The 18872-nt window shown below is 65.8% G+C and carries 15 protein-coding genes and 1 tRNA gene; 13 read left to right on the top strand and 3 right to left on the bottom strand.

Annotation, left to right across the window (positions count from 1 at the left end):
* Positions 1-86 precede the first annotated feature (86 nt).
* Together yaaA and P7F68_RS11445 are read left to right on the top strand one after the other, a co-directional pair.
* The gene (yaaA, locus tag P7F68_RS11450; protein ID WP_277833206.1) at positions 87-872 is read left to right on the top strand and encodes a peroxide stress protein YaaA; all 786 of its coding nucleotides are present in this window, start codon (positions 87-89) and stop codon (positions 870-872) included.
* 41 nt (positions 873-913) lie between these two features.
* Complete coding sequence (locus P7F68_RS11445; RefSeq protein ID WP_277833205.1) at positions 914-2059, top strand: M14 family metallopeptidase; 1146 nt, start codon at positions 914-916, stop codon at positions 2057-2059.
* 74 nt (positions 2060-2133) lie between these two features.
* Here P7F68_RS11445 and hpnE read toward each other — a convergent pair whose 3' ends face one another.
* Genes hpnE through hpnC form a run of 3 tightly spaced genes read right to left on the bottom strand, consistent with a single transcriptional unit; the run spans position 2134 to position 5160 of the window.
* A complete protein-coding gene (gene hpnE / locus P7F68_RS11440; protein WP_002937422.1) occupies positions 2134-3462 on the bottom strand; it encodes a hydroxysqualene dehydroxylase HpnE in 1329 nt (442 codons plus the stop codon).
* Between the two features lie 4 nt (positions 3463-3466).
* Positions 3467-4300, bottom strand: coding sequence for a presqualene diphosphate synthase HpnD (gene hpnD, locus P7F68_RS11435; protein WP_002929102.1), 834 nt, complete (start codon positions 4298-4300; stop codon positions 3467-3469).
* Positions 4297-5160, bottom strand: a complete 864-nt coding sequence (gene hpnC, locus P7F68_RS11430) for a squalene synthase HpnC (RefSeq protein WP_198291751.1) — start codon at positions 5158-5160, stop codon at positions 4297-4299. Before hpnC ends, hpnD begins: the two co-directional genes overlap by 4 nt.
* 195 nt (positions 5161-5355) lie before the next feature.
* Here hpnC and P7F68_RS11425 point away from each other — a divergent pair, with 195 nt between their 5' ends.
* From P7F68_RS11425 to P7F68_RS11375, 11 genes are all read left to right on the top strand, one after another.
* The gene (locus P7F68_RS11425) at positions 5356-6033 is read left to right on the top strand and encodes an ABC transporter ATP-binding protein (protein ID WP_277833204.1); all 678 of its coding nucleotides are present in this window, start codon (positions 5356-5358) and stop codon (positions 6031-6033) included.
* Positions 6030-8651 (top strand): FtsX-like permease family protein, encoded by a 2622-nt coding sequence (locus P7F68_RS11420; protein WP_277833203.1) that lies wholly within the window; start codon positions 6030-6032, stop codon positions 8649-8651. The genes P7F68_RS11425 and P7F68_RS11420 overlap by 4 nt, the downstream gene beginning before the upstream one ends.
* A gap of 43 nt (positions 8652-8694) precedes the next feature.
* A complete protein-coding gene (locus P7F68_RS11415) occupies positions 8695-9921 on the top strand; it encodes a lipocalin-like domain-containing protein (protein ID WP_277833202.1) in 1227 nt (408 codons plus the stop codon).
* A gap of 187 nt (positions 9922-10108) precedes the next feature.
* Positions 10109-11185, top strand: coding sequence for a dTDP-glucose 4,6-dehydratase (gene rfbB / locus P7F68_RS11410; RefSeq protein WP_277833201.1), 1077 nt, complete (start codon positions 10109-10111; stop codon positions 11183-11185).
* Positions 11182-12072, top strand: coding sequence for a dTDP-4-dehydrorhamnose reductase (gene rfbD, locus P7F68_RS11405; RefSeq protein ID WP_277833200.1), 891 nt, complete (start codon positions 11182-11184; stop codon positions 12070-12072). Before rfbB ends, rfbD begins: the two co-directional genes overlap by 4 nt.
* Positions 12073-12090: 18 nt before the next feature.
* Positions 12091-13539 carry a mannose-1-phosphate guanylyltransferase/mannose-6-phosphate isomerase gene (locus P7F68_RS11400; RefSeq protein ID WP_277833199.1) on the top strand — a complete coding sequence of 483 codons (1449 nt, stop codon included), beginning with the start codon at positions 12091-12093 and terminating at the stop codon, positions 13537-13539.
* Positions 13540-13617: 78 nt separating this feature from the next.
* Positions 13618-13702 (top strand) — tRNA-Leu (locus P7F68_RS11395).
* A gap of 1648 nt (positions 13703-15350) precedes the next feature.
* The gene (locus P7F68_RS11390) at positions 15351-15536 is read left to right on the top strand and encodes a hypothetical protein (protein WP_277833198.1); all 186 of its coding nucleotides are present in this window, start codon (positions 15351-15353) and stop codon (positions 15534-15536) included.
* Between the two features lie 148 nt (positions 15537-15684).
* Complete coding sequence (locus tag P7F68_RS11385; RefSeq protein ID WP_277833197.1) at positions 15685-17559, top strand: NAD(P)H-dependent oxidoreductase subunit E; 1875 nt, start codon at positions 15685-15687, stop codon at positions 17557-17559.
* A complete protein-coding gene (locus P7F68_RS11380) occupies positions 17556-18278 on the top strand; it encodes a 2Fe-2S iron-sulfur cluster-binding protein (protein WP_002937452.1) in 723 nt (240 codons plus the stop codon). Before P7F68_RS11385 ends, P7F68_RS11380 begins: the two co-directional genes overlap by 4 nt.
* Positions 18278-18820: an NADH-quinone oxidoreductase subunit B family protein gene (locus tag P7F68_RS11375; protein WP_002937453.1), complete on the top strand. Its 543-nt coding sequence runs from the start codon at positions 18278-18280 to the stop codon at positions 18818-18820. The genes P7F68_RS11380 and P7F68_RS11375 overlap by 1 nt, the downstream gene beginning before the upstream one ends.
* The last annotated feature ends 52 nt before the right edge of the window (positions 18821-18872 follow it).

The following is an 18872-nucleotide window of genomic DNA, read 5'->3' as shown; positions in this document are numbered from 1 at the left end:
GCGCGTTTCGAAGCACGATCGGCGCAGCGAATCGCGCTACCATTCGAAGGCCCTGGGCTTCACGCCTTTCACCGCTCGCTTTGCACATGATCCTCGTCATCTCTCCAGCCAAGGCGCTCGACTACGAGACGCCGCCTACCACCACTGTCTGCACCCAGCCCGACTTCCTCGACGATTCCGCACAACTCATAGACGTGCTGCGCGAGCGCTCGCCCGCACAGATCGCCGAGCTGATGTCGCTGTCGGACCAGCTCGCCAGCCTCAACGTCGCACGCTACGCGAACTGGTCGCTGCCTTTCGATGCCGGCAACGCCAAGCAGGCCGTGCTGGCCTTCAATGGCGATGTCTATGAGGGCCTCGATGCCGGCAGCCTGAGTGCAGAGGACCTGGCCTGGGCGCAGGACCACCTGCGCATCCTTTCAGGCCTCTACGGCGTGCTGCGTCCGCTCGACCTCATGCAGGCCTACCGCCTCGAGATGGGAACGCGGCTTGCCAACCCGCGCGGCAAGAACCTCTACGAGTTCTGGGGCGAGCGCATCACCGCGGCGCTCAACCAGTTGCTCGATGGCGATGCAGCGGGCGGCTGCGAGCGCGTGCTGCTCAACCTCGCCTCGGACGAGTACTTCAAGTCGGTCAAGCCGAAGCTGCTCAAGGCCCGGCTGGTGACGCCGGTGTTCGAGGACTGGAAGGGCGGGCGCTACAAGATCATCAGCTTCTACGCCAAGCGTGCACGAGGCCTGATGAGTCGCTTCGTGATCCGCAACCGCATCGACGAGGTCGACGGTTTGAAGGACTTCGACAGCGAGGGCTATGTCTTCGCCGCAGACGCGTCGGACGCCGACACGCTCGTGTTCCGTCGCCGCGAAGCCTGAATCCACCGCCCGCCTCGTGCGGGCGCAACCGGATAGCGCCAATGAAGATCAGCAGCTGTTTCGATTCCGGTGCAATCGAGGTACTCAGCCTCGACGATCCGCAGGACATCCGCCTGCGCCTGCGTGCGGACAATGCCGCAGCCTTCCACCAGTGGTTCCACTTCCGCCTGCATGGCGCTGCGGGCAGGGCGGTGCGCATGGTGTTCGAGAACGCCGCGGCGGCGGCCTACCCGGACGGTTGGCCGGACTACCGCTGCGTCGCGTCCTACGACCGCCAGCACTGGTTCCGCGTGGAGGGCACGCATTTCCGCGACGGCGCACTGATCGTCGAGCACACGCCCGAGCGCGACAGCGTCTACTACGCCTATTTCGAGCCGTATTCCTACGAACGCCACCTCGACCTGATCGGCCATGTCGCTCAGTCGCCCTTCGCCAGGATCCGTGATCTCGGCAGCACCGTCGATGGCCGCGACCTCGACCTCGTGGTCGTCGGCGATCCAGCGGCGGGCCGTCCGCCGCTGTGGATCATCGCCCGCCAGCACCCGGGCGAGACCATGGCCGAGTGGTTCGTCGAAGGCCTGCTCGAGCGCCTGCTCGACCCTGCGGACCCCGTGGCACGGCGCATCCGCGAACTCGCCGTGCTCTACATCGTGCCGAACATGAACCCGGACGGCGCCGTGCGCGGCAACCTGCGCACCAATGTGGCCGGGCGCAACCTGAACCGCGAATGGCGCGAGCCCGATCCGCTCGCCAGCCCGGAGGTCTTCCTGGTGCGCGCGGAGATGGAGCGCACCGGCTGCGCGCTGTTCCTCGACATCCACGGCGACGAATCGCTGCCCTACGTCTTCTTCTCGACCGCCGAGGAGGTTCCCGGCTTCAGCGCCGAAGCGGCGCGTGCTCAGGCACGCTTCATCGAAGCCTTTGCTGCCGCAAGCCCGGACTTCCAGACCGTCGAAGGCTACAAACCGGGCCGTTTCGGCGAGGAATTGCTGACGCTGGCGAGCAAGTGGGTGGCGCATCGCTTTGGCTGCGTGTCGCTGACGCTGGAGATGCCGTTCAAGGACAATGCCTTGCTGCCCGATCCGGTGGCCGGATGGAACGGCGCCCGCAGCAAGCGCCTGGGCGCGGCGATGCTCAACCCGATCCTGCGCCATCTCATTGACGCAGCAACTTCATCCAGCGCCTGAGTTCCGGCGCAGAAGGTACTCAGGGCGCGGCCGCGGCTCGTAACGAGGTCACGGCAAGGACGGACGGGCAGGGCTCAGCCGCCCGCCTTGCGTCCCAGTTCGGCGAGGATGGCGGCGGCGCAGGCGACGCCGGAACGCACCGCGGATTCCAGCGTGGCCGGATAATCGGAGTCTAGGTAGTCGCCCGCCAGCCACAGGCCGGGCAGGGGCGTGCGAATGCCCGGGCGCAGGATGCCGGGGCGGCAGGCGATGGTGGCGCGCTTCTCGGTGATCACCTGCGACCACTCGGGCGCGGGCAGGCGACGGCCGAGCTGGCGTTCGAGCTGGGCGTGGCAGGCGACGATGAGTGCGTCGCGTTCCAGGGCCTCGTGCGGCCCGCTGGCGCTGATCACGCAAGCCATCAGGCCTTCGGGACCGCCGAGCTGGCCGCGGTCGAACGCCCATTGCGCAGGGTCGACTGCGGTTCCTGAGACGAGCCCGATCATCGCCTCGGGCAGGCGCTGGCCCTTGCCGAGGGCGAGGTACACGGTCGTGATCGGCTCATGATCGAGCGCATCGATCTGCTCGACCAGGCGTTCGCAGCCACCCGCGCTGGCCAGTAGCGGGCTCGCATGATAGGGCGCGGTGGCAAGTACGACCTGCGGCCAGGGCTGGCTCCCGGGGTCGCCCTGCAGCCGGTAGCCGCCGGCCACCGGCTCGACCGCCTCGATCGCGTTGCCGGTGCGCAGCTTGCCACGGCGGGTGGCAAGGTAGCGCGCTGCAGGCACGGGGAAGAGTTCGGACAGATCGACGCGCGGCAACAGCAGTTCGCTGGCTGCGGCGCCTGCGGCCAGACTGTCGCGCAGCACGTTGGCGAACACCTGTGCATCGGCCTCGGCGGCCGGGGTGTTTAGCGCGGCGACGCAGAGCGGTTCCCAAACCAGTTGCACCAATGGCGGCGTCTGGCGCGTTGCCTGCAGCAGGCCGGTAACGGTCATGTCGGCGGGTACGCGGAAGCTGCGCTTCTTGAGCCAGCGCATCAGCCGCAGCATGGCCAGGCGATCGGCCCAGCTCAGCCCGCGCGCGCGCAGCAGCCCGACGGCGAGATGAAAGGGCGCGGGCAGGCTTGCGGCCTTGAGCTGCAGCCGGTCGGGAACGTGCAGGGTGAGCGGCAGGTGTGCGAGCTGCTTGGGCGAGCAGCCAGTGAGACGCATCAGGCGGGTGAGCTCGCCATAGGCGCCGATGAGGATGTGCTGGCCGTTGTCTACCCGCCAGTGGTGGTCCTTATGCACCACCCGCGCCCGCCCGCCCAGGGTATGCGAACGCTCGAACACGGTGACATGCACGCCGGCTCGCGCGAGTTCGACGGCACAGGCCAGGCCGGCGTAGCCAGCACCGATGACGGCGACGACGGGGACGCTCATGCGCTCAGCCCTTGAACCAGGTGGTGCCGGCGAGCCAGACCTTGCGCAGCGGCGTCAGCGAGGTGCGCCGATCGAGGACCATGAAGCCATCGGCGGCAATCTCGCGCAGCAGGGTGCGGTAGATGGCGGCCATTACCAGCCCCGGGCGCTGGGCCTTGCGGTCGCTCGCGGGCAGCTGGGCGAAGGCCTGGTCATAGAATCTTTCCGCGCGCTCGGCCTGGAAGGCCATCAGCGCACGGAAGTTGTCGGAGTAGCGCGCCTCGAGGATGTCCTTGGCCGGCACGTTGAAGCGCTGCAGGTCCTCGATCGGCAGATAGATGCGGCCACGACGGGCGTCCTCGCCGACATCGCGGATGATGTTGGTGAGCTGGAAAGCCATGCCGAGGTCGTGCGCGTACTTGAGTGTCTGGCGGTCCTGGTAGCCGAAGATCTCGGCCGCGAGCAGGCCAACCACGCTCGCCACCCGGTAGCAGTAGAGCTGCAGCGCCTTGAAGTCGAGGTAGCGGGTCTGCGAGAGATCCATCGCCATGCCGTCGATAATCTCGAGCAGCTGTTCCTGTGGCAGGTTGAAGCGCGTCAGCACATCCTTGAGTGCATGGCCGACCGGGTGCGTGGGCGTCCCGGCCCAGGTGCGCTGAACCTCCTGTCGCCACCATTCGAGCTTGGTCTGCGCCAGCGACAGGTCGTGGCACTCGTCTACGACGTCGTCCACCTCGCGGCAGAAGGCGTACAGCGCGGTGATGGCCTGGCGTCGCTCGGCGGGCAGGAACATGAAGCTGTAGTAGAAGCTCGAGCCGCTCTTGGCGGCCTTGTCCTGGCAGTAGTCGTGCGGGTTCATGCGCGGGGTCCGTAGTTCAGTGCGCGCCATGCCAGGCGCAGCCAGTCGCTCTTGCCCAGGGTCGGGCGGCGGGAAAAGACGTCGTAGCCGGTTGCATCCAGGCGCTCGAGGATGCGCAGTCCGCCCAGCACGACCAGGCGCAGTTCCCAGCCGATGCGTCCGGGCAGGGCGCGCGCAAGGCCGGCGCCATCGAGCATCATCGAGCGCGCGCGCCCGGCCTGGAAGGCCATCAGCGCGCGCCAGCGGGCGGTGCCCTCGCCGTCCACGCCATCGAGGCCCTGCGTGCTGGCGCGTTCGAGGAAGACCTCATCGACACCGAAGCGGGCGAGTTCATCCTGCGGCAGGTAGATGCGCGCCTTGCGCCAGTCGATGGCGACGTCCTGCCAGAAGTTGATCAGCTGCAGGCTGGTGCAGATGGCGTCCGACTGACGCAGCTTGTCGGGCGTCGCCGCACCGTAGAGGCAGAGCATCAGACGTCCGACGGGGTTGGCCGAGCGCCGGCAATAGTCGAGCAGCTCGGCGAAGTCGCGGTAGCGTGTCTTGACCACGTCCTGCGCGAAGGCGTCGAGCAGATCGCGAAAGGGCTGGACGGGCAGGCCGTGGGCACGGATGCTTCGTCCCAGGCGGTCGAAGATCGGCACCAGGGTCGGGTCGCGAACCGGGCCGCCACGCGCGCTGGTTTCGAGCGCGAGACGATAGTCGTGCAGGCGGGCCAGACGTTCCACGCTCGCCGCGTCGCCCTCGTCGGCGACATCGTCTGCGCTGCGCGCGAAGGCGTAGATGGCCTCGACCGGCTCGCGCAAGCGCGCCGGCAGCAGCAGGGACGCAACAGGAAAGTTCTCGTAGTGCTCGACCGGCATGACCTGGACTGGGTGCACACCATGCGGGTGCGAGTAATAGGGACAGCGCTTGCCGTGCACAGCGGGCATCGCCTTGCAGGGCGGGCGGAGTATACCGTGCCGGCATGCAACTTTCGGCCGCGACAGCTGACACAAGGCGGACATTGCGCGGTCACCGCAAGAACACCAGAACACGGCCGCGCACGCGGGGATCTCATGCTGCAACTATCCGGACTGATAAAGACCCTTCCCGGTGCGCCACCACGCGTGCTCTTCGATGCGCTCGAACTGCAGGTCGCCGGCGGCGAATGTGTCGCCATCGTCGGCGAGTCGGGCGTGGGCAAATCCACCCTGCTCAACTGCATCGCTGGCCTTGAGCCTTTCGATGGCGGCGAGATCCGGGTGGCCGGGACGGAACTTGCGCGGCTCGATGACGACGGCCTCGCACGCCTGCGCCGCAGGCACTTCGGCTTCGTTTTTCAGGCCTTCCACATCCTGCCGCATCTGAGCCTGGCGCAGAACGTGGCCTTGCCCTTATGGTTGCTGCAGCAGCGGGAGGCTGAGGCCGACCGGCGTGCGCGCGAGATGCTCGGCCGCGTGGGGCTTGGGAGGCGAGCAGACGACTCGCCCCACCTGCTGTCGGGTGGCGAGTTGCAGCGCGTGGCGATCGCACGTGCGCTGGTGCACCAGCCTGCGGTGGTGCTTGCCGACGAGCCTACCGGCAACCTCGACCCCGGGCGTGCGATGGAGGTGCTCGACCTGCTCCTCGAGCAACTCCGCGCCCGCAGCGCAGCGGGCATCCTGGTGACCCATTCGCGGGCGGCCGCGGCACGGGCAGACCGCGTCATGGAACTCGTGGATGGCCGCCTGCATGCGGTGCGCCACGGATCATGAACACCCGGCTGCGTCATCTCTTTCTCGCCAGCCTGCTGCGCAGACGGCTCGCCACCGCGCTATCTCTGGTCGCGATCGCACTCGGCGTCGCGCTTGGGCTGGCGGTGCAGCTGATCCATGGCGCCGCGCTCGACGAGTTCGGCCGCGGCGTGCGCCTGCTGGCCGGCGAGGCAGACCTGCAGGTCGTGGGTGCGCGCGAGGGCTTCGACGAGTCACTTTACCCTCTGCTGGCGATGCGGCCCGAGGTCGCTGCCGCCAGCCCGGTGCTCGAGATCGAGGCCCGCCTGCCCGGGCGAGACGACAGCCTGCGCATCCTCGGCCTGGACCTGTTCCGGGTGATGCAGGTGCAGCCCGGGCTGATGCCTCGCGTCGTCGCAACGGCGGGGCGCGACGTCGATGACGCCGGGGGCGATGGTCGCCTTGCTGCGCTGCAACCGTCGAACCTGTTCCTGAGTGCAGATGCGCGTGCGCTCCTGCAGCAGCCGCTGCGCGTTGGCGGGCGTCAGCAGGCAGCCGGGGGCAACGGCCGAGCTGAGGGCGAGTTGCAACCGCCCGCGATTCAGGATGGCTGGTTGCTCGCGCAGTCGGGGCTGCGCAGCCTGCGACTGCGGGTGGCCGGCGAGGTGCCGGGGGCGAGTGGATTGGTCGGCGTCATGGACATCGCAGGGGTACAACAGCACTTCGAGCGCTTGGGTCAGCTCAGCCGCATCGATCTCAAGCTCGCCGATGGGGTCGCGGTCGACACTGCCATGCGCGCGCTCGCACCGCTGTTGCCGGCGGGGGTGGCGCTGCGTGTGCCGGAGGCGGCGGCGAGCGAGGCGGGCTCGCTGTCGCGCGCCTACCGGGTAAACCTCACGATGCTGGCTGCGATCGCCTTGCTGACAGGGGGCTTCCTCGTTTTCTCAACCCAGTTGCTGGCGGTGGCACGGCGGCGACGCGAATTCGCGCTGCTGCGGGCGCTCGGCCTGGAGCGGCGTGCGCTGATGCACGGGCTGCTCGCCGAGGGCGCACTGGTCGGCCTCGTCGGCGGCCTGCTCGGGGTCGTGCTGGGTCATGCGCTGGCGGGGGGCGCCTTTCGCCTGGTGGGTGGCGACCTGGGTGCGGGCTTTTTCCGCGGACTCGCACCGAGTCTGCAGGTCGATCCTGTACTGAGCCTGGCTTACCTGCTGCTTGGCGTCGCCGCCGGTGTCCTCGGTACCTGGGTGCCCGCGCATGAAGCGGCGCGTGTGGCCCCCGCCCGCGCCCTGCGCGCAGGTGAGGCCGAACGTGCAGGCCTGCCCCAGGCGAAGGTCGACGGACGGCTTGCAGGCGGGCTGCTGGGCCTTGCAGCGCTCGCCTGCCTACTGCCGCCCCAGGGCGGGATCCCGGTCGGCGGCTATGCGGCCGTCGCGCTGGTGCTGGCTGCAGCTGTGCTCGCCCTGCCGGCGCTGGCGCGCTCAGTGCTGCCATTGCTGGAACACGGACGCAGCGTGCTGTGGCGACTTGCCCACGCGCGCCTGAGCGCAACGCCTGCACAGGCCGTGGTCGCAGGGGCCGGCGTGATCGCGAGCGTCGCACTGGCGGTGTCGATGGCGATCATGGTGAGTTCTTTCCGCGTGTCGGTGGACGAATGGCTCGGCCAGGTTCTTCCTGCCGATCTCTATGTGAGGGCGTCATCATCCGCCGCCAGTGGCTACCTCGACCCAAGCGCGCTCGCCACCATTGCCGCGGTCGAGGGCGTGGCTGCGGTGGATACCACCCGCCTGGTCAATCTGCGCCTGTCCGATACCGAACCCTTGTTCAGCCTGTTGGCACGCCCGGTAAATGCAGACGGGCAGGGAGAGTGGGGCTTGCCACTGGTTGCAGGAAGCCTTGTTGCGCCTGCCGGCGGGACGCTTCCTGCGACCTGGGTGTCGGAGGCCGCAGCCGATCGTCACCGACTGGTGCCGGGCAGCGTGTTCGAGCTGCCGATCGGCGGCCGCATGCAGGGCTTCGTGGTCGCCGGCATCTGGCGCGACTACGCCCGCCAGCATGGCGCAGCCCTCATCGACAGTCGCGACTACGTTGCGCTGACCGGCGACACGCGCATCAACGATGTGGCGATCCGGGTCGCAGCCGGTGTCGATCCGCACAGCGTGTCCGAAACGCTGCGTCAGCGCTTCGGCCCCGAGCACATCACGGTCGCGCTGCCGGGCGAGATCCGCGCGCTCAGCCTGGAGATTTTCGATCGCACCTTCCTGATCACCTACCTCATGGAGGCGGTGGCCATCCTGATCGGCTTGTTCGGCATTGCCACCACCTTCGCCGCGCTGGCGACCACGCGCCAGGGCGAATTCGGCATGCTGCGCCATCTCGGCCTGACCCGCGGCGAGATCGGCCGGCTGATTGCGCTTGAGGGTGCGCTAACAGCAGGGCTCGGAGTGCTCGCGGGTCTGCTCGCGGGCGGCGCGATCGCCTGGGTGCTGATCGAGATCATCAACCGCCAGAGTTTTCACTGGAGCATGGATCTTGCCGTGCCGTGGCTGGCGCTTGGCGTGTTCGCTACCAGCCTGGTGGTACTGGCAGGCGGGGTTGCCCGGCTGGCAGGCCGGCACGCGATGCAGCGCTCGGCCGTTCAGGCGGTGAAGGCGGACTGGTAAGCAAGGCCCCGAATGACATGGCAGACAAGCTGACGGAGTTTGGATGAGGAACAAGCGGCTACCCCCAACTGCTGCGGATCGGCGGCACTTTCTGCTGCGCCCGGTCGTCGGCAGCTTGCTTGCACTGGCCTTGCCGGGCGTGCCTTTGCTTGCACGTGCAGGCGGGCATGCGGCCAGTGCAGAGGCCTCGGCCTACCCTCCGGTGGTGGAGGGTGCGCTGTTGCAGTTTCCGCAGGACTTTGGTGCTCATCCGCAGTTTCGCACCGAGTGGTGGTATGTCACCGGCTGGTTGCGCGAAGCGGGCGGCGGGACAGGCAGGCACTGGCAGGGCGCCGGAGAGGGAGGGGCCGAAGTAAGGGCTGGAGGCTATGGTTTCCAGCTCACCTTTTTCCGCGTACGTACGCGTATCGGCGAGGACAATCCGAGCCGCTTTGCCCCGCGTCAGCTGATCCTTGCCCATGCCGCCATCGCGGACCCGTCCATTGGCAGGTTGCGCCACGCCGAGCGTTCGGCGCGCGCCTATCCGGGGCTGGTCGAGGCGGGCGAGGGGCGTACGTCCGTGCGGGTGGATGACTGGTTCCTGGAAGGCGGCGATACGGTGCTGGCGCCTTATCGGACGAACATCGAGACTGATGAATTTGGCTTCGAACTGGTGTTCGAGCCGGGTCGTGCGCCTGTCCTCAACGGCAAGCAGGGCTTCAGCCAGAAGGCGCCGGATCCACTCAATGCCAGCTATTACTACAGCCGACCACAGATGATGGTGGGCGGGCGCATGCGTATCGGTGGCAAGGTGCGCGAGGTTGAGGGCCATGCCTGGCTCGATCACGAGTGGTCGAGCGAGATCCTGCCCGAAGGCGCGCGCGGCTGGGACTGGGTCGGTATCAATCTGTATGGCGGCGGCGGACTGATGGCCTTTCAGATGCGCGATGGCGAGGGCAGGGCGCTCTGGCAAGCAGGCACGCTGAGCGAAGAGGACGGTGCCTCACGCATCCATGGCCCCGACGAGCTGCGTTTTACCCCGCTGCGCCACTGGCAATCACCGCGTACCGGCATCCGCTACCCGGTGGAGTGGGAGATCGAGCTCGCCGGGCGCCGCCTGCGCCTGCGACCGTTGATCGATGACCAGGAACTGGATAGCCGCGCGTCGACCGGGGCGATCTACTGGGAGGGCGCGGTTCGCCTGTTCGAACTTGGTGCGGCAGACGAGGCGCGTGCGATCGGTGAAGGCTATCTCGAGATGACGGGCTACGCCGAACGCCTCGCGATGTAACTCGAGGCGCCACGGGAACAGCCGCTGGAGCGACGCAATCATGTCTCTTGGCGCCCCGGGCCCCACCTCGAAAGACCCGCCAGGGCCCGACCACGGTGCCGCAGGTGCCAGCTGCCACATCCGGACTGTGCCCGGCCGCTTCCCGATGCCATAATCCAGCCTTTGCAATCAGGACGGGAGCCGTATCTTGATCCTTGTCACGGGCGGCGCCGGCTTCATCGGCGCAAATTTCGTGCTCGACTGGCTTGCTGGCGGCGATGAGGCCGTGCTCAACCTCGATGCGCTCACCTATGCGGGCAATCTCGAGACCTTGGCCAGTCTGGAGCGCACCGCGGCGCACCGCTTCATCCACGGCGACATCTGCGATCGTGCACTGGTCGATGGCCTGCTGGCCGAGCACAGGCCGCGCGCGATCATCCACTTCGCTGCCGAGAGCCATGTCGACCGGTCCATCCACGGGCCGGGCACCTTTGTGCGTACCAACGTCGAAGGCACGTTCACACTGCTCGAAGCCGCGCGCACGTATTGGTCCGGACTGCCGGCCGGCGATCGCGAGGCGTTTCGCTTCCTCCACGTCAGCACCGACGAGGTCTATGGCTCGCTCGGGCCACAGGATCCGCCGTTTGCCGAAACCAAGACTTACGAGCCCAACAGCCCGTATTCGGCGAGCAAGGCGGCGAGCGACCATCTCGTGCGCGCCTGGCACCACACCTATGGCTTGCCGGTGCTGACCACGAACTGTTCGAACAATTACGGCCCCTACCAGTTTCCGGAAAAGCTCATCCCGCTCATGATCGTCAACGCGCTCGCAGGCAAGCCGCTGCCGGTGTACGGCGATGGACTCAATGTGCGTGACTGGCTCTACGTCGGTGACCATTGCAGCGCGATCCGTGAGGTGCTGGCGCGCGGACGCACTGGCGAGACCTACAACATCGGTGGCTGGAACGAGATCGCCAACATCGACATCGTGCGCACCTTGTGCCGTCTGCTCGACGAGATGCGTCCCGACCCGGCCGGGCCGCATGAGCGCCTGATCAGCTATGTCAAGGATCGCCCTGGCCACGACCGCCGTTACGCCATCGATGCGCGCAAGATCGAGCGCGAACTGGGCTGGAAGCCGGCGGAGACCTTCGAAACCGGTATCCGCAAGACAGTGCGCTGGTATCTCGACAACCCCGGCTGGATAGCCAATGTGCAGAGCGGCGCTTACCGCGACTGGGTGGCGACCCAGTATGGCGGCAGTGACGCAGGGCAGGGCGCATGAGGGTACTGCTGCTGGGCCGCAACGGCCAGGTGGGCTGGGAGTTGCAGCGCGCACTCGCGCCGCTCGGCGAGCTGGTCGCGCTCGATCGCCATGCAGACGCAGGCCTGTGCGGAGACCTCTCTCGCCCGGACGAACTGGCCAGCACCGTAGGCCGTGTGGCACCCACGGTGATCGTCAATGCCGCAGCCTACACCGCGGTGGACAAGGCGGAGACCGAGGCCGCCCAGGCCCGTCTCATCAACGCCGAGGCGGTGGGGGCACTCGCCGGTGCAGCCCGTGATGCGGGCGCCCTGCTGGTGCATTACTCAACCGACTATGTCTTCGACGGCAGTGGCGAGCGGGCGTGGACGGAGGCCGATGCAACCGGACCGCTATCGGTGTATGGGCGTACCAAGCTTGAGGGCGAGCAGGCGATCCGCGAAAGTGCTTGCCGGCATCTGATCCTGCGGACATCCTGGGTCCATGCCGCGCGCGGTGGGAACTTTGCGCGCACCATGCTGCGGCTGGCGGCCGAACGCGAGGTGCTGAGCGTGATCGCCGATCAGTTCGGCGCCCCCACCGGCGCCGAACTCATTGCAGACGTCAGCGCCCACGCCCTGCGCGCCTGCCTGAGCCGGCCGGAGCTTGATGGCACCTACCACCTCGCCGCAGCAGGCGTGACGAGTTGGCACGGGTATGCACAGTTCGTCATTGACGAAGCGCGCAACCTCGGGCGCGCTCTCAAGGTACGCGAGATCGCCAGGATCGGTAGCGCCGACTATCCCACCGCGGCCGTGCGTCCGCTCAATTCCCGCCTCGACACCACCAAGCTGCGCCATACCTTCGGGCTCCACCTGCCAGACTGGCGCGACGGCGTCGCGCGCATGTTGCGCGAACTGCAGACCTGACCAAGGACACTCCCGACCATGACCATCAAGAGCGTGATCCTTTCCGGCGGCTCGGGCACCCGCCTGTGGCCTGCCTCGCGTGAAAGTTACCCCAAGCAGTTGCTGCCGCTGACCGGCGAACTGTCCCTGCTGCAGGAGACCGCGGTCCGCCTGAAGGGTTTTGCTGGCGCCGAGGTCGATCCTCGGCCGCTGGTCGTTACCAACGAGGAATACCGCTTCATCATCGCCGAGCAATTGCGCCAGATCGGCGTACGAGCGCCGCAGATCGTGCTCGAGCCGGTCGGTCGCAATACGGCGCCAGCGCTCACGCTGGCGGCATTGGCTGCACTGGAGGAGGGTGATCCGGTGCTGCTGGTGATGCCAGCCGACCACGTGATCAGCGATGTCACGGCCTTCCAGCAGGCGATCGCAGAAGGCGCGCGAGCCGCCGCTGGCGGTGCGCTGGTGACCTTCGGCATCGTGCCGGACCGGCCTGAGACCGGCTACGGCTACATCCGAGCCGGGGCACCGGTTGCCGACACCGGCACGGCACGTGGCCTGGCCGAGTTCGTCGAGAAGCCGGACCGCGCCACTGCCGAGCGCTATGTCGCGAGCGGGGCCTACTTCTGGAACAGCGGCATCTTCATGATGAAGGCCTCGGTGTGGCGTCAGGCGATCGCGCGTTTCAATCCCGACATGGAAGCCGCCTGCGCGCGCGCTTTTACCGCCCGCAGCACGGATGCGGACTTCATCCGCCTTGACGCCCCCGCCTTCGAGGCCAGCCCGAGCGATTCGATCGACTACGCGGTCATGGAACGCATCGCCGAAGCGCCGGAGCTGGGGCAGGGGGTGGTCGTACCCTTATCCGCCGGCTGGTCGGACGTTGGTGCCTGGGATGCGCTATGGGCCGTCTCGGACAAGGATGCAGACGGTAACGCCGCGCGCGGCGAGGTGTTGTTCGAATCGAGCCGGAACACTCTGGTGCATGCCGGCAGCCGTTTGGTCGCCGCGATCGGCTGCGAGGACATGATCGTGGTCGAGACGCCGGATGCGGTGATGGTCGCGCACAAGGAGCGAACGCAGGACGTCAAGAAGGTCGTGGCGCGCCTGAAGGCCGAAGGCCGCAGCCTGACGCAGAGCCATCGCAAGGTGTACCGGCCCTGGGGTTGGTACGACTCGATCGATGCCGGCGAGCGTTTTCAGGTCAAGCGCATCGTCGTCAATCCCGGCGCCAAGCTCAGCCTGCAGATGCATCATCACCGCGCCGAACACTGGATCGTGGTGAAGGGTACGGCCGAGGTCACCAATGGCGACCGGACCTTCCTGCTCGGCGAGAACGAATCCACCTACATCCCGCTGGGACACACGCATCGCCTCGCCAACCCGGGCAAGCTGCCGCTGGAGATCATCGAGGTGCAATCTGGCAGCTATCTTGGCGAGGATGACATCGTGCGTTTCGAGGACAACTACGGCCGCACCGCCAGCTGACGGGACGCATGGCACGGCACCTGACGGCCGATCGGGCAGGTGCTGTGTATAATGCGCTCCGCTTCAGACGTGACACCCGCGGGGATGGCGGAATTGGTAGACGCACTGGATTTAGGTTCCAGCGCCGCAAGGCGTGAGAGTTCGAGTCTCTTTCCCCGCACCACATTGTTTTAAAAGACTTTTTAAGTCAGGCCGCGACGTAGCCTGACCGCATTCGCGGATGCATGTGGGCAGTATTGGTGCAGTAGTGCCCAAACTGCCGAATAGCGAGACAGCCTGCAGAGTGACTCTTCCCCCCCCCCCTCTGCGATCATAAAACCACGATAATCTGCGTTACCGGAAACTCACAGTCTGTAACGCCATTCTTTGCGCGGCTTTCCTGTTCCTCTGTCCCTAAGAAATCGACATCGGCTAGGGCAGGGTATTCATTTTGAATTCAATGGAGCCAAGGGCGCGAGGGGATGGACGCGCATGCGGACAGACTGCGCGCCCCCTCCCTTGGTCCGGGTTCCTTTGTAACACCCGGACTTTGTGCAACGGTTGCACAGTTGAGGCTTCGGTTTGATCTACCGCCATCTCCTTCCCTTTAACGGCGCGGCTTTTCGGCCTTTCGGCCGATCTTTCAAGCCCCGGTTTTGATTTCGGCAAACCGGGGTTTTTGCTCGCAAAAAATACCTCTTGCGGGAATTCTCCGCAAATTGTACATTTTGCGCTGCAAATCCTCATTTCTGTTCAAGCCCTATGCGCCGCCGCTTTTCACCTCATCTTGCCTCATCAGATCCTAGCCTTACGGTCGATCGCCTTCGTGCTTTCGTCTCTCAGGGCGTTGTTCAGCAGATCCACCTGGTGGGCGTCGAGAAGGGCTTTTCTCTGCTGGTTCATCTGCGCACGGGTCCTTTGTGGCTCCACACCGAGAAGTCGCAGCAGAGGAGGGTTTTCAGCCGTGTTGAGACTGCATTTCGGCTCTTGGTGGATGCAGGTGTGAAGTACGTCGACCGCGTTGACCTGACCGCTTGGAAGGAAGATTAGATGTGACTGTCACTTTTAACAGAGGAGGTTTTATGGCTGCTCAGGCTCTTCGCCGTATTTCGTATGTCTGCTACCACGGGCGTCCTGATTTTCGTCGATCCGTTCTGGCCTCGAAGCGACAGAAGTTTCAGCCGAAGATTTCTGCTTGTGCGCTTCGCGTTGCTGATCTCGATCACCATTGGCGCTTGCGTATGAAGCTTTTCCGTTTTGATCGGGTACGTGCCGGTTACATCTGGCGTTTTGTTCCTGTGACTGTCACTTAAGCAGCGGCCGCGTGAGAGTTTGCTTAGACCCAAAGTCCCGCCGTCTATCTGCTGACCGAATCGGCCGTTCAGTGTCGAACCTGGCCCCGGTAGGGCCGAGTTGAGCGGTTGGCCCGGCCGCAGGACGGGACGAGCGTGATTTACTCGGGGTTGGTGTCTGGCCTCGCTTGCGAGGTCGGACGCCAACAGCCAGGCCATCCGTAGCCGTGGCACGCTTTACGACCTGGCGCGCGAATGGTGTAATCCGCTCCGCTTCGATGTTGTTTCACAGGCCGGCTCACCCGGCCTGCGCGCGATCCTTTCCGGCCCCCTGGTTCCTTCGTGCTTTCTGCTTGATGGAGTCACCCGTTAGGGTGACGGAACCCCCGAAGGGGGCTGAGTTGGGCTGCTCTTCGCGAAAGCGAAGGGCGTTTTGCCCAATCTCAGTCAAGCTCAATTCCTGCACGTTTGGGTTCCTCCTTGCCTTCAGCCATCCCGCCTTGGTCGGACCGCCTTCGCTTCTTGTACTGGCGCCTGCGCATGACCCGTCACTTTGGCCGACCGTCACCGCGTACGCTGCGCCGCTGGATCGCGGCCGAAAAAAAACGCCTGCTGGCTGCAGGCGTTGATGTGTTCGAGCTTCACGCGGTGTGTCAGTTGTTACGCTGTGCTGAGCATTCCCCAGCCTGGAATCGCGCGTTGCAGTTTCTCGAGGAACGCGGCTAGGCGCTTGCGCAGTTTGGTCCAGAAACCACGATAATCTGCGTTATGTAAACTTAACGAGTTGATCACGCCATTGGAAACTTGATAACTGATACTCCACGCTTCCCGCCATAATGCAGGAGCAAGAGCACGCAATGGCCGGGAGTACGCTGTGGACGCATCGGAGCTCGATCGCATTCTCGTGCAACATCGCCGAGAGCCCTCTCAACTTCTGCAGATCCTTATCGATGTGCAGGAACAGTCGGGATGGTTGCCGCCGGACGTCATCAGCGCCATTGCGTCGGCGCTAGCCGTGCCGCGTGTGCGGGTCGAGAGCACGGCGAGCTTCTACAGTTTTCTCCACACCCAGCCTGCAGGCGAATACCGGCTGCTGTTCTCGGACAACATCACTGACCGTATGCTCGGCAACACCGGGCTGATGAGCGCACTGTGCGAGCAACTCTGGCTCGAACCAGGCCGGCTTTCCGAGGATGGCTTGGTGCGCGTGGACACGACATCGTGCACCGGCATGTGCGACCAGGGTCCAGCCCTGCTCGCAAACGGGCGTGCGATCACCCGCCTGAATGTCGACCGGATCGACGAGATGGCGCACCTCGTTCGCAGCCGCGTACCCATCGGCGATTGGCCACCCGAATGGTTCGAGGTGGCGGACAACATCCAGCGTCGTGACGTCCTGCTCGATCATCGGTTGAGCCCGGGCGAAGCGCTCGCAGCGGCGCTCGACCGTGGCGCAGCCGGGCTGCTTGCCGAGATCGAGCGGTCGTCCCTGCGTGGTCGGGGGGGCGCAGGCTTCGGCAGCGACATCAAATGGCGCTCGTGCCGCGACGCCTGGGGCGACGCGCACTACGTTATCTGCAATGCCGACGAAGGCGAGCCAGGTACTTTCAAGGATCGTGTCCTGCTCAACAGCTACTTCGACCTCGTCGTCGATGGCATGTGCATCGCCGGCCTCGCGATTGGCTCGAGCAAGGGTTTCATCTACCTGCGCGGCGAATACCGCTACCTGCTCGACCGCCTCCAGGCACGCCTGGCGCAACGCCGCGAACAAGGCCTGCTGGGGCGCAACATCATGGGCCGCGGCTTCAGCTTCGACATCGATATTCACCTTGGTGCCGGCGCCTATATCTGCGGCGAGGAGTCGGCACTCATCGAATCGCTCGAGGGCAAACCGGGTAAGCCGCGCATCCGACCGCCCTTCCCTGTCACCAACGGCTACCGGGGCCAGCCCACCACGGTGAATAACGTTGAGACGCTCGCCCTCGCAGCACTCATTGCCGTCCGTGGCGGCGAGTGGTTTCGCACGATCGGCACGCCCGCCTCTACCGGCACAAAATTGCTGTCGGTGTCGGGCGACGTCGCCCGTCCGGGGATCTACGAGTTTCCTTTCGGGGTCACCGTGGCCGACGTGCTGCAGGCTGCGGGCGCCCGCGACACCCTGGCCGTCACCAGTGCGGGCGCGGCAGGTCATTGTCTGGATGAGCACGAGTTCGGGCGCCGGATTGCCTTCGAGGACGTGGCCACAGGCGGCTCGATCATGGTGTTCGACCGCAGCCGCGACATGCTTGAGGTCGCGCGCAACTTCGCTCACTTCTTCGCCCATGAGAGCTGCGGTTTCTGCACACCGTGCCGGGTCGGCACCGCGGTGGTTGCCCGCCTGATTGATAAGCTGGCTGCCGGGCGTGGCTCGCCCTACGACCTTGAGGAGATGGCGAAGATGCACGTTCTCATGCAAGGGGCGAGCCATTGCGGACTTGGCAATACCGCGACCATCGCAGTCAACGACATGCTCTCCCGCTTCCCTTCGGTATTCGAGAGCCGGCTCCAGTCAAGCGAATACGAGCCCGCCTTCGATCTGGATGCCGCATTGTCGCGGGCGCGCCAGATGACCGGACGGGACGATCCGGGCGCTCACCTGGGCAGCAACCTTAGCGCTATCGACACCCATCGACATCCGCCCGATTGGGGTGATGCGGCATACGCGCCCTTCCCCGCTACGCCAAGCCCTGCGGAGGATGAACAGCCATGAAGGACACCTTCCTGCTCGATGGCGAAGAAGTGGCCTTCACGCCAGGCCAGACGGTGATGCAGGCAGCAACTGCTGCTGGCAAGTACATCCCGCACCTGTGCTGGCATCCGGACTTTGCTGCGCACGGATCCTGCAAGCTGTGTACGGTGAGGATCGACGGCCGGCTGGCGACCGCCTGTACCGTGCGTGCGGCGGCGGGCCAATCAGTGGAAAGCGAGACCGAGGAACTGGCAGACAAGCGTCGTACCCTGCTGCAGTTGCTGTTCGTCGAGGGCAACCACTTCTGCCCCTCCTGCGAGAAGAGCGGCGATTGCGTGCTGCAGGCCACGGCTTACAGGCTGGGCATGCTCAGCCCCCACTTCGACCACTTCTATCCCGACCGGGCCGTCGATGCCTCGCACCCGGACGTACTCCTCGACTTCAACCGCTGCATCATGTGCGAGCTGTGCGTGCAGGCCAGCCGCGACGTTGATGGCAAGGACGTGTTTGCCCTGTCCGGGCGCGGCACACGTTCGCATCTCATCGTCAACAGCGTCTCCGGCCAGCTGGCGGAAACGCGCTTTGCCGCCAGCGATCGTGCGGCCACGATCTGTCCGGTGGGCGTGATCCTGCGCAAGCGCGTGGGCTTCGCCGTGCCGATCGGCAAGCGCACCTATGATCGCGAACCGATCGGGGCCGTCCAGGCAGACACCGTGCACACCGACAAGGAGCCAGGGTGATGGCGGGCAAGCTCAAGGTCTCGACCGTGTCGCTGGCAGGTTGCTTCGGTTGCCACATGTCGTTGCTGGATATCGACGAACGCCTGCTGACGTTACTCGAAAGGGTGGAGTTCGACCGCTCACCGATTACCGACATCAAGCACTGCGGCCCCTGCGACATCGGACTGATCGAGGGTGGCGTGTGCAATGCCGAGAATGTGCACGTGCTGCGCGAGTTCCGCGCCAACTGCAAGGTGCTGGTCGCACTCGGCGCCTGCGCGGTCAATGGCGGCCTGCCGGCGCAGCGCAATGCGCTCGACGTCGGCGAGATCCTGCAGATGGTGTATCGCACCGGGCACGGGCTGGCGCCGGGCAGCGCCGTACCCGACGATCCCGAACTGCCACTGCCGCTGAACCAGGTGCATCCGGTGCACGAGGTGGTGCGGATCGACTACTTCCTGCCTGGCTGCCCGCCCTCGGCCGATGCGATCTGGTCATTCCTGAACGATCTCATCGAAGGTCGTGCGCCCAAGCTCGGCCACGGCCTGCTGCAGTACGACTGAGACGGTACATAGGCACCATGCGCTCAACACGGATATGCCGCAAAGGACAGAC

This window comes from Thauera mechernichensis (assembly GCF_029588855.1).
In the GTDB taxonomy this organism is placed as follows: domain Bacteria; phylum Pseudomonadota; class Gammaproteobacteria; order Burkholderiales; family Rhodocyclaceae; genus Thauera; species Thauera mechernichensis.
Note: the sequence above shows the minus strand (reverse complement) of the source record. Positions and strands in the feature narration are given on the sequence as shown.

Excerpts from the sequence above, each read along its gene's own strand:
- yaaA (WP_277833206.1), top strand. The coding sequence starts at position 87 with ATGATCCTCGTCATCTCTCCAGCCAAGGCGCTCGACTACGAGACGCCG.
- P7F68_RS11445 (WP_277833205.1), top strand. The coding sequence starts at position 914 with ATGAAGATCAGCAGCTGTTTCGATTCCGGTGCAATCGAGGTACTCAGC.
- hpnE (WP_002937422.1), bottom strand. The coding sequence starts at position 3,462 with ATGAGCGTCCCCGTCGTCGCCGTCATCGGTGCTGGCTACGCCGGCCTG.
- hpnD (WP_002929102.1), bottom strand. The coding sequence starts at position 4,300 with ATGAACCCGCACGACTACTGCCAGGACAAGGCCGCCAAGAGCGGCTCG.
- hpnC (WP_198291751.1), bottom strand. The coding sequence starts at position 5,160 with ATGCCGGTCGAGCACTACGAGAACTTTCCTGTTGCGTCCCTGCTGCTG.
- P7F68_RS11425 (WP_277833204.1), top strand. The coding sequence starts at position 5,356 with ATGCTGCAACTATCCGGACTGATAAAGACCCTTCCCGGTGCGCCACCA.
- P7F68_RS11420 (WP_277833203.1), top strand. The coding sequence starts at position 6,030 with ATGAACACCCGGCTGCGTCATCTCTTTCTCGCCAGCCTGCTGCGCAGA.
- P7F68_RS11415 (WP_277833202.1), top strand. The coding sequence starts at position 8,695 with ATGAGGAACAAGCGGCTACCCCCAACTGCTGCGGATCGGCGGCACTTT.
- rfbD (WP_277833200.1), top strand. The coding sequence starts at position 11,182 with ATGAGGGTACTGCTGCTGGGCCGCAACGGCCAGGTGGGCTGGGAGTTG.
- P7F68_RS11400 (WP_277833199.1), top strand. The coding sequence starts at position 12,091 with ATGACCATCAAGAGCGTGATCCTTTCCGGCGGCTCGGGCACCCGCCTG.
- P7F68_RS11390 (WP_277833198.1), top strand. The coding sequence starts at position 15,351 with ATGACCCGTCACTTTGGCCGACCGTCACCGCGTACGCTGCGCCGCTGG.
- P7F68_RS11380 (WP_002937452.1), top strand. The coding sequence starts at position 17,556 with ATGAAGGACACCTTCCTGCTCGATGGCGAAGAAGTGGCCTTCACGCCA.
- P7F68_RS11375 (WP_002937453.1), top strand. The coding sequence starts at position 18,278 with ATGGCGGGCAAGCTCAAGGTCTCGACCGTGTCGCTGGCAGGTTGCTTC.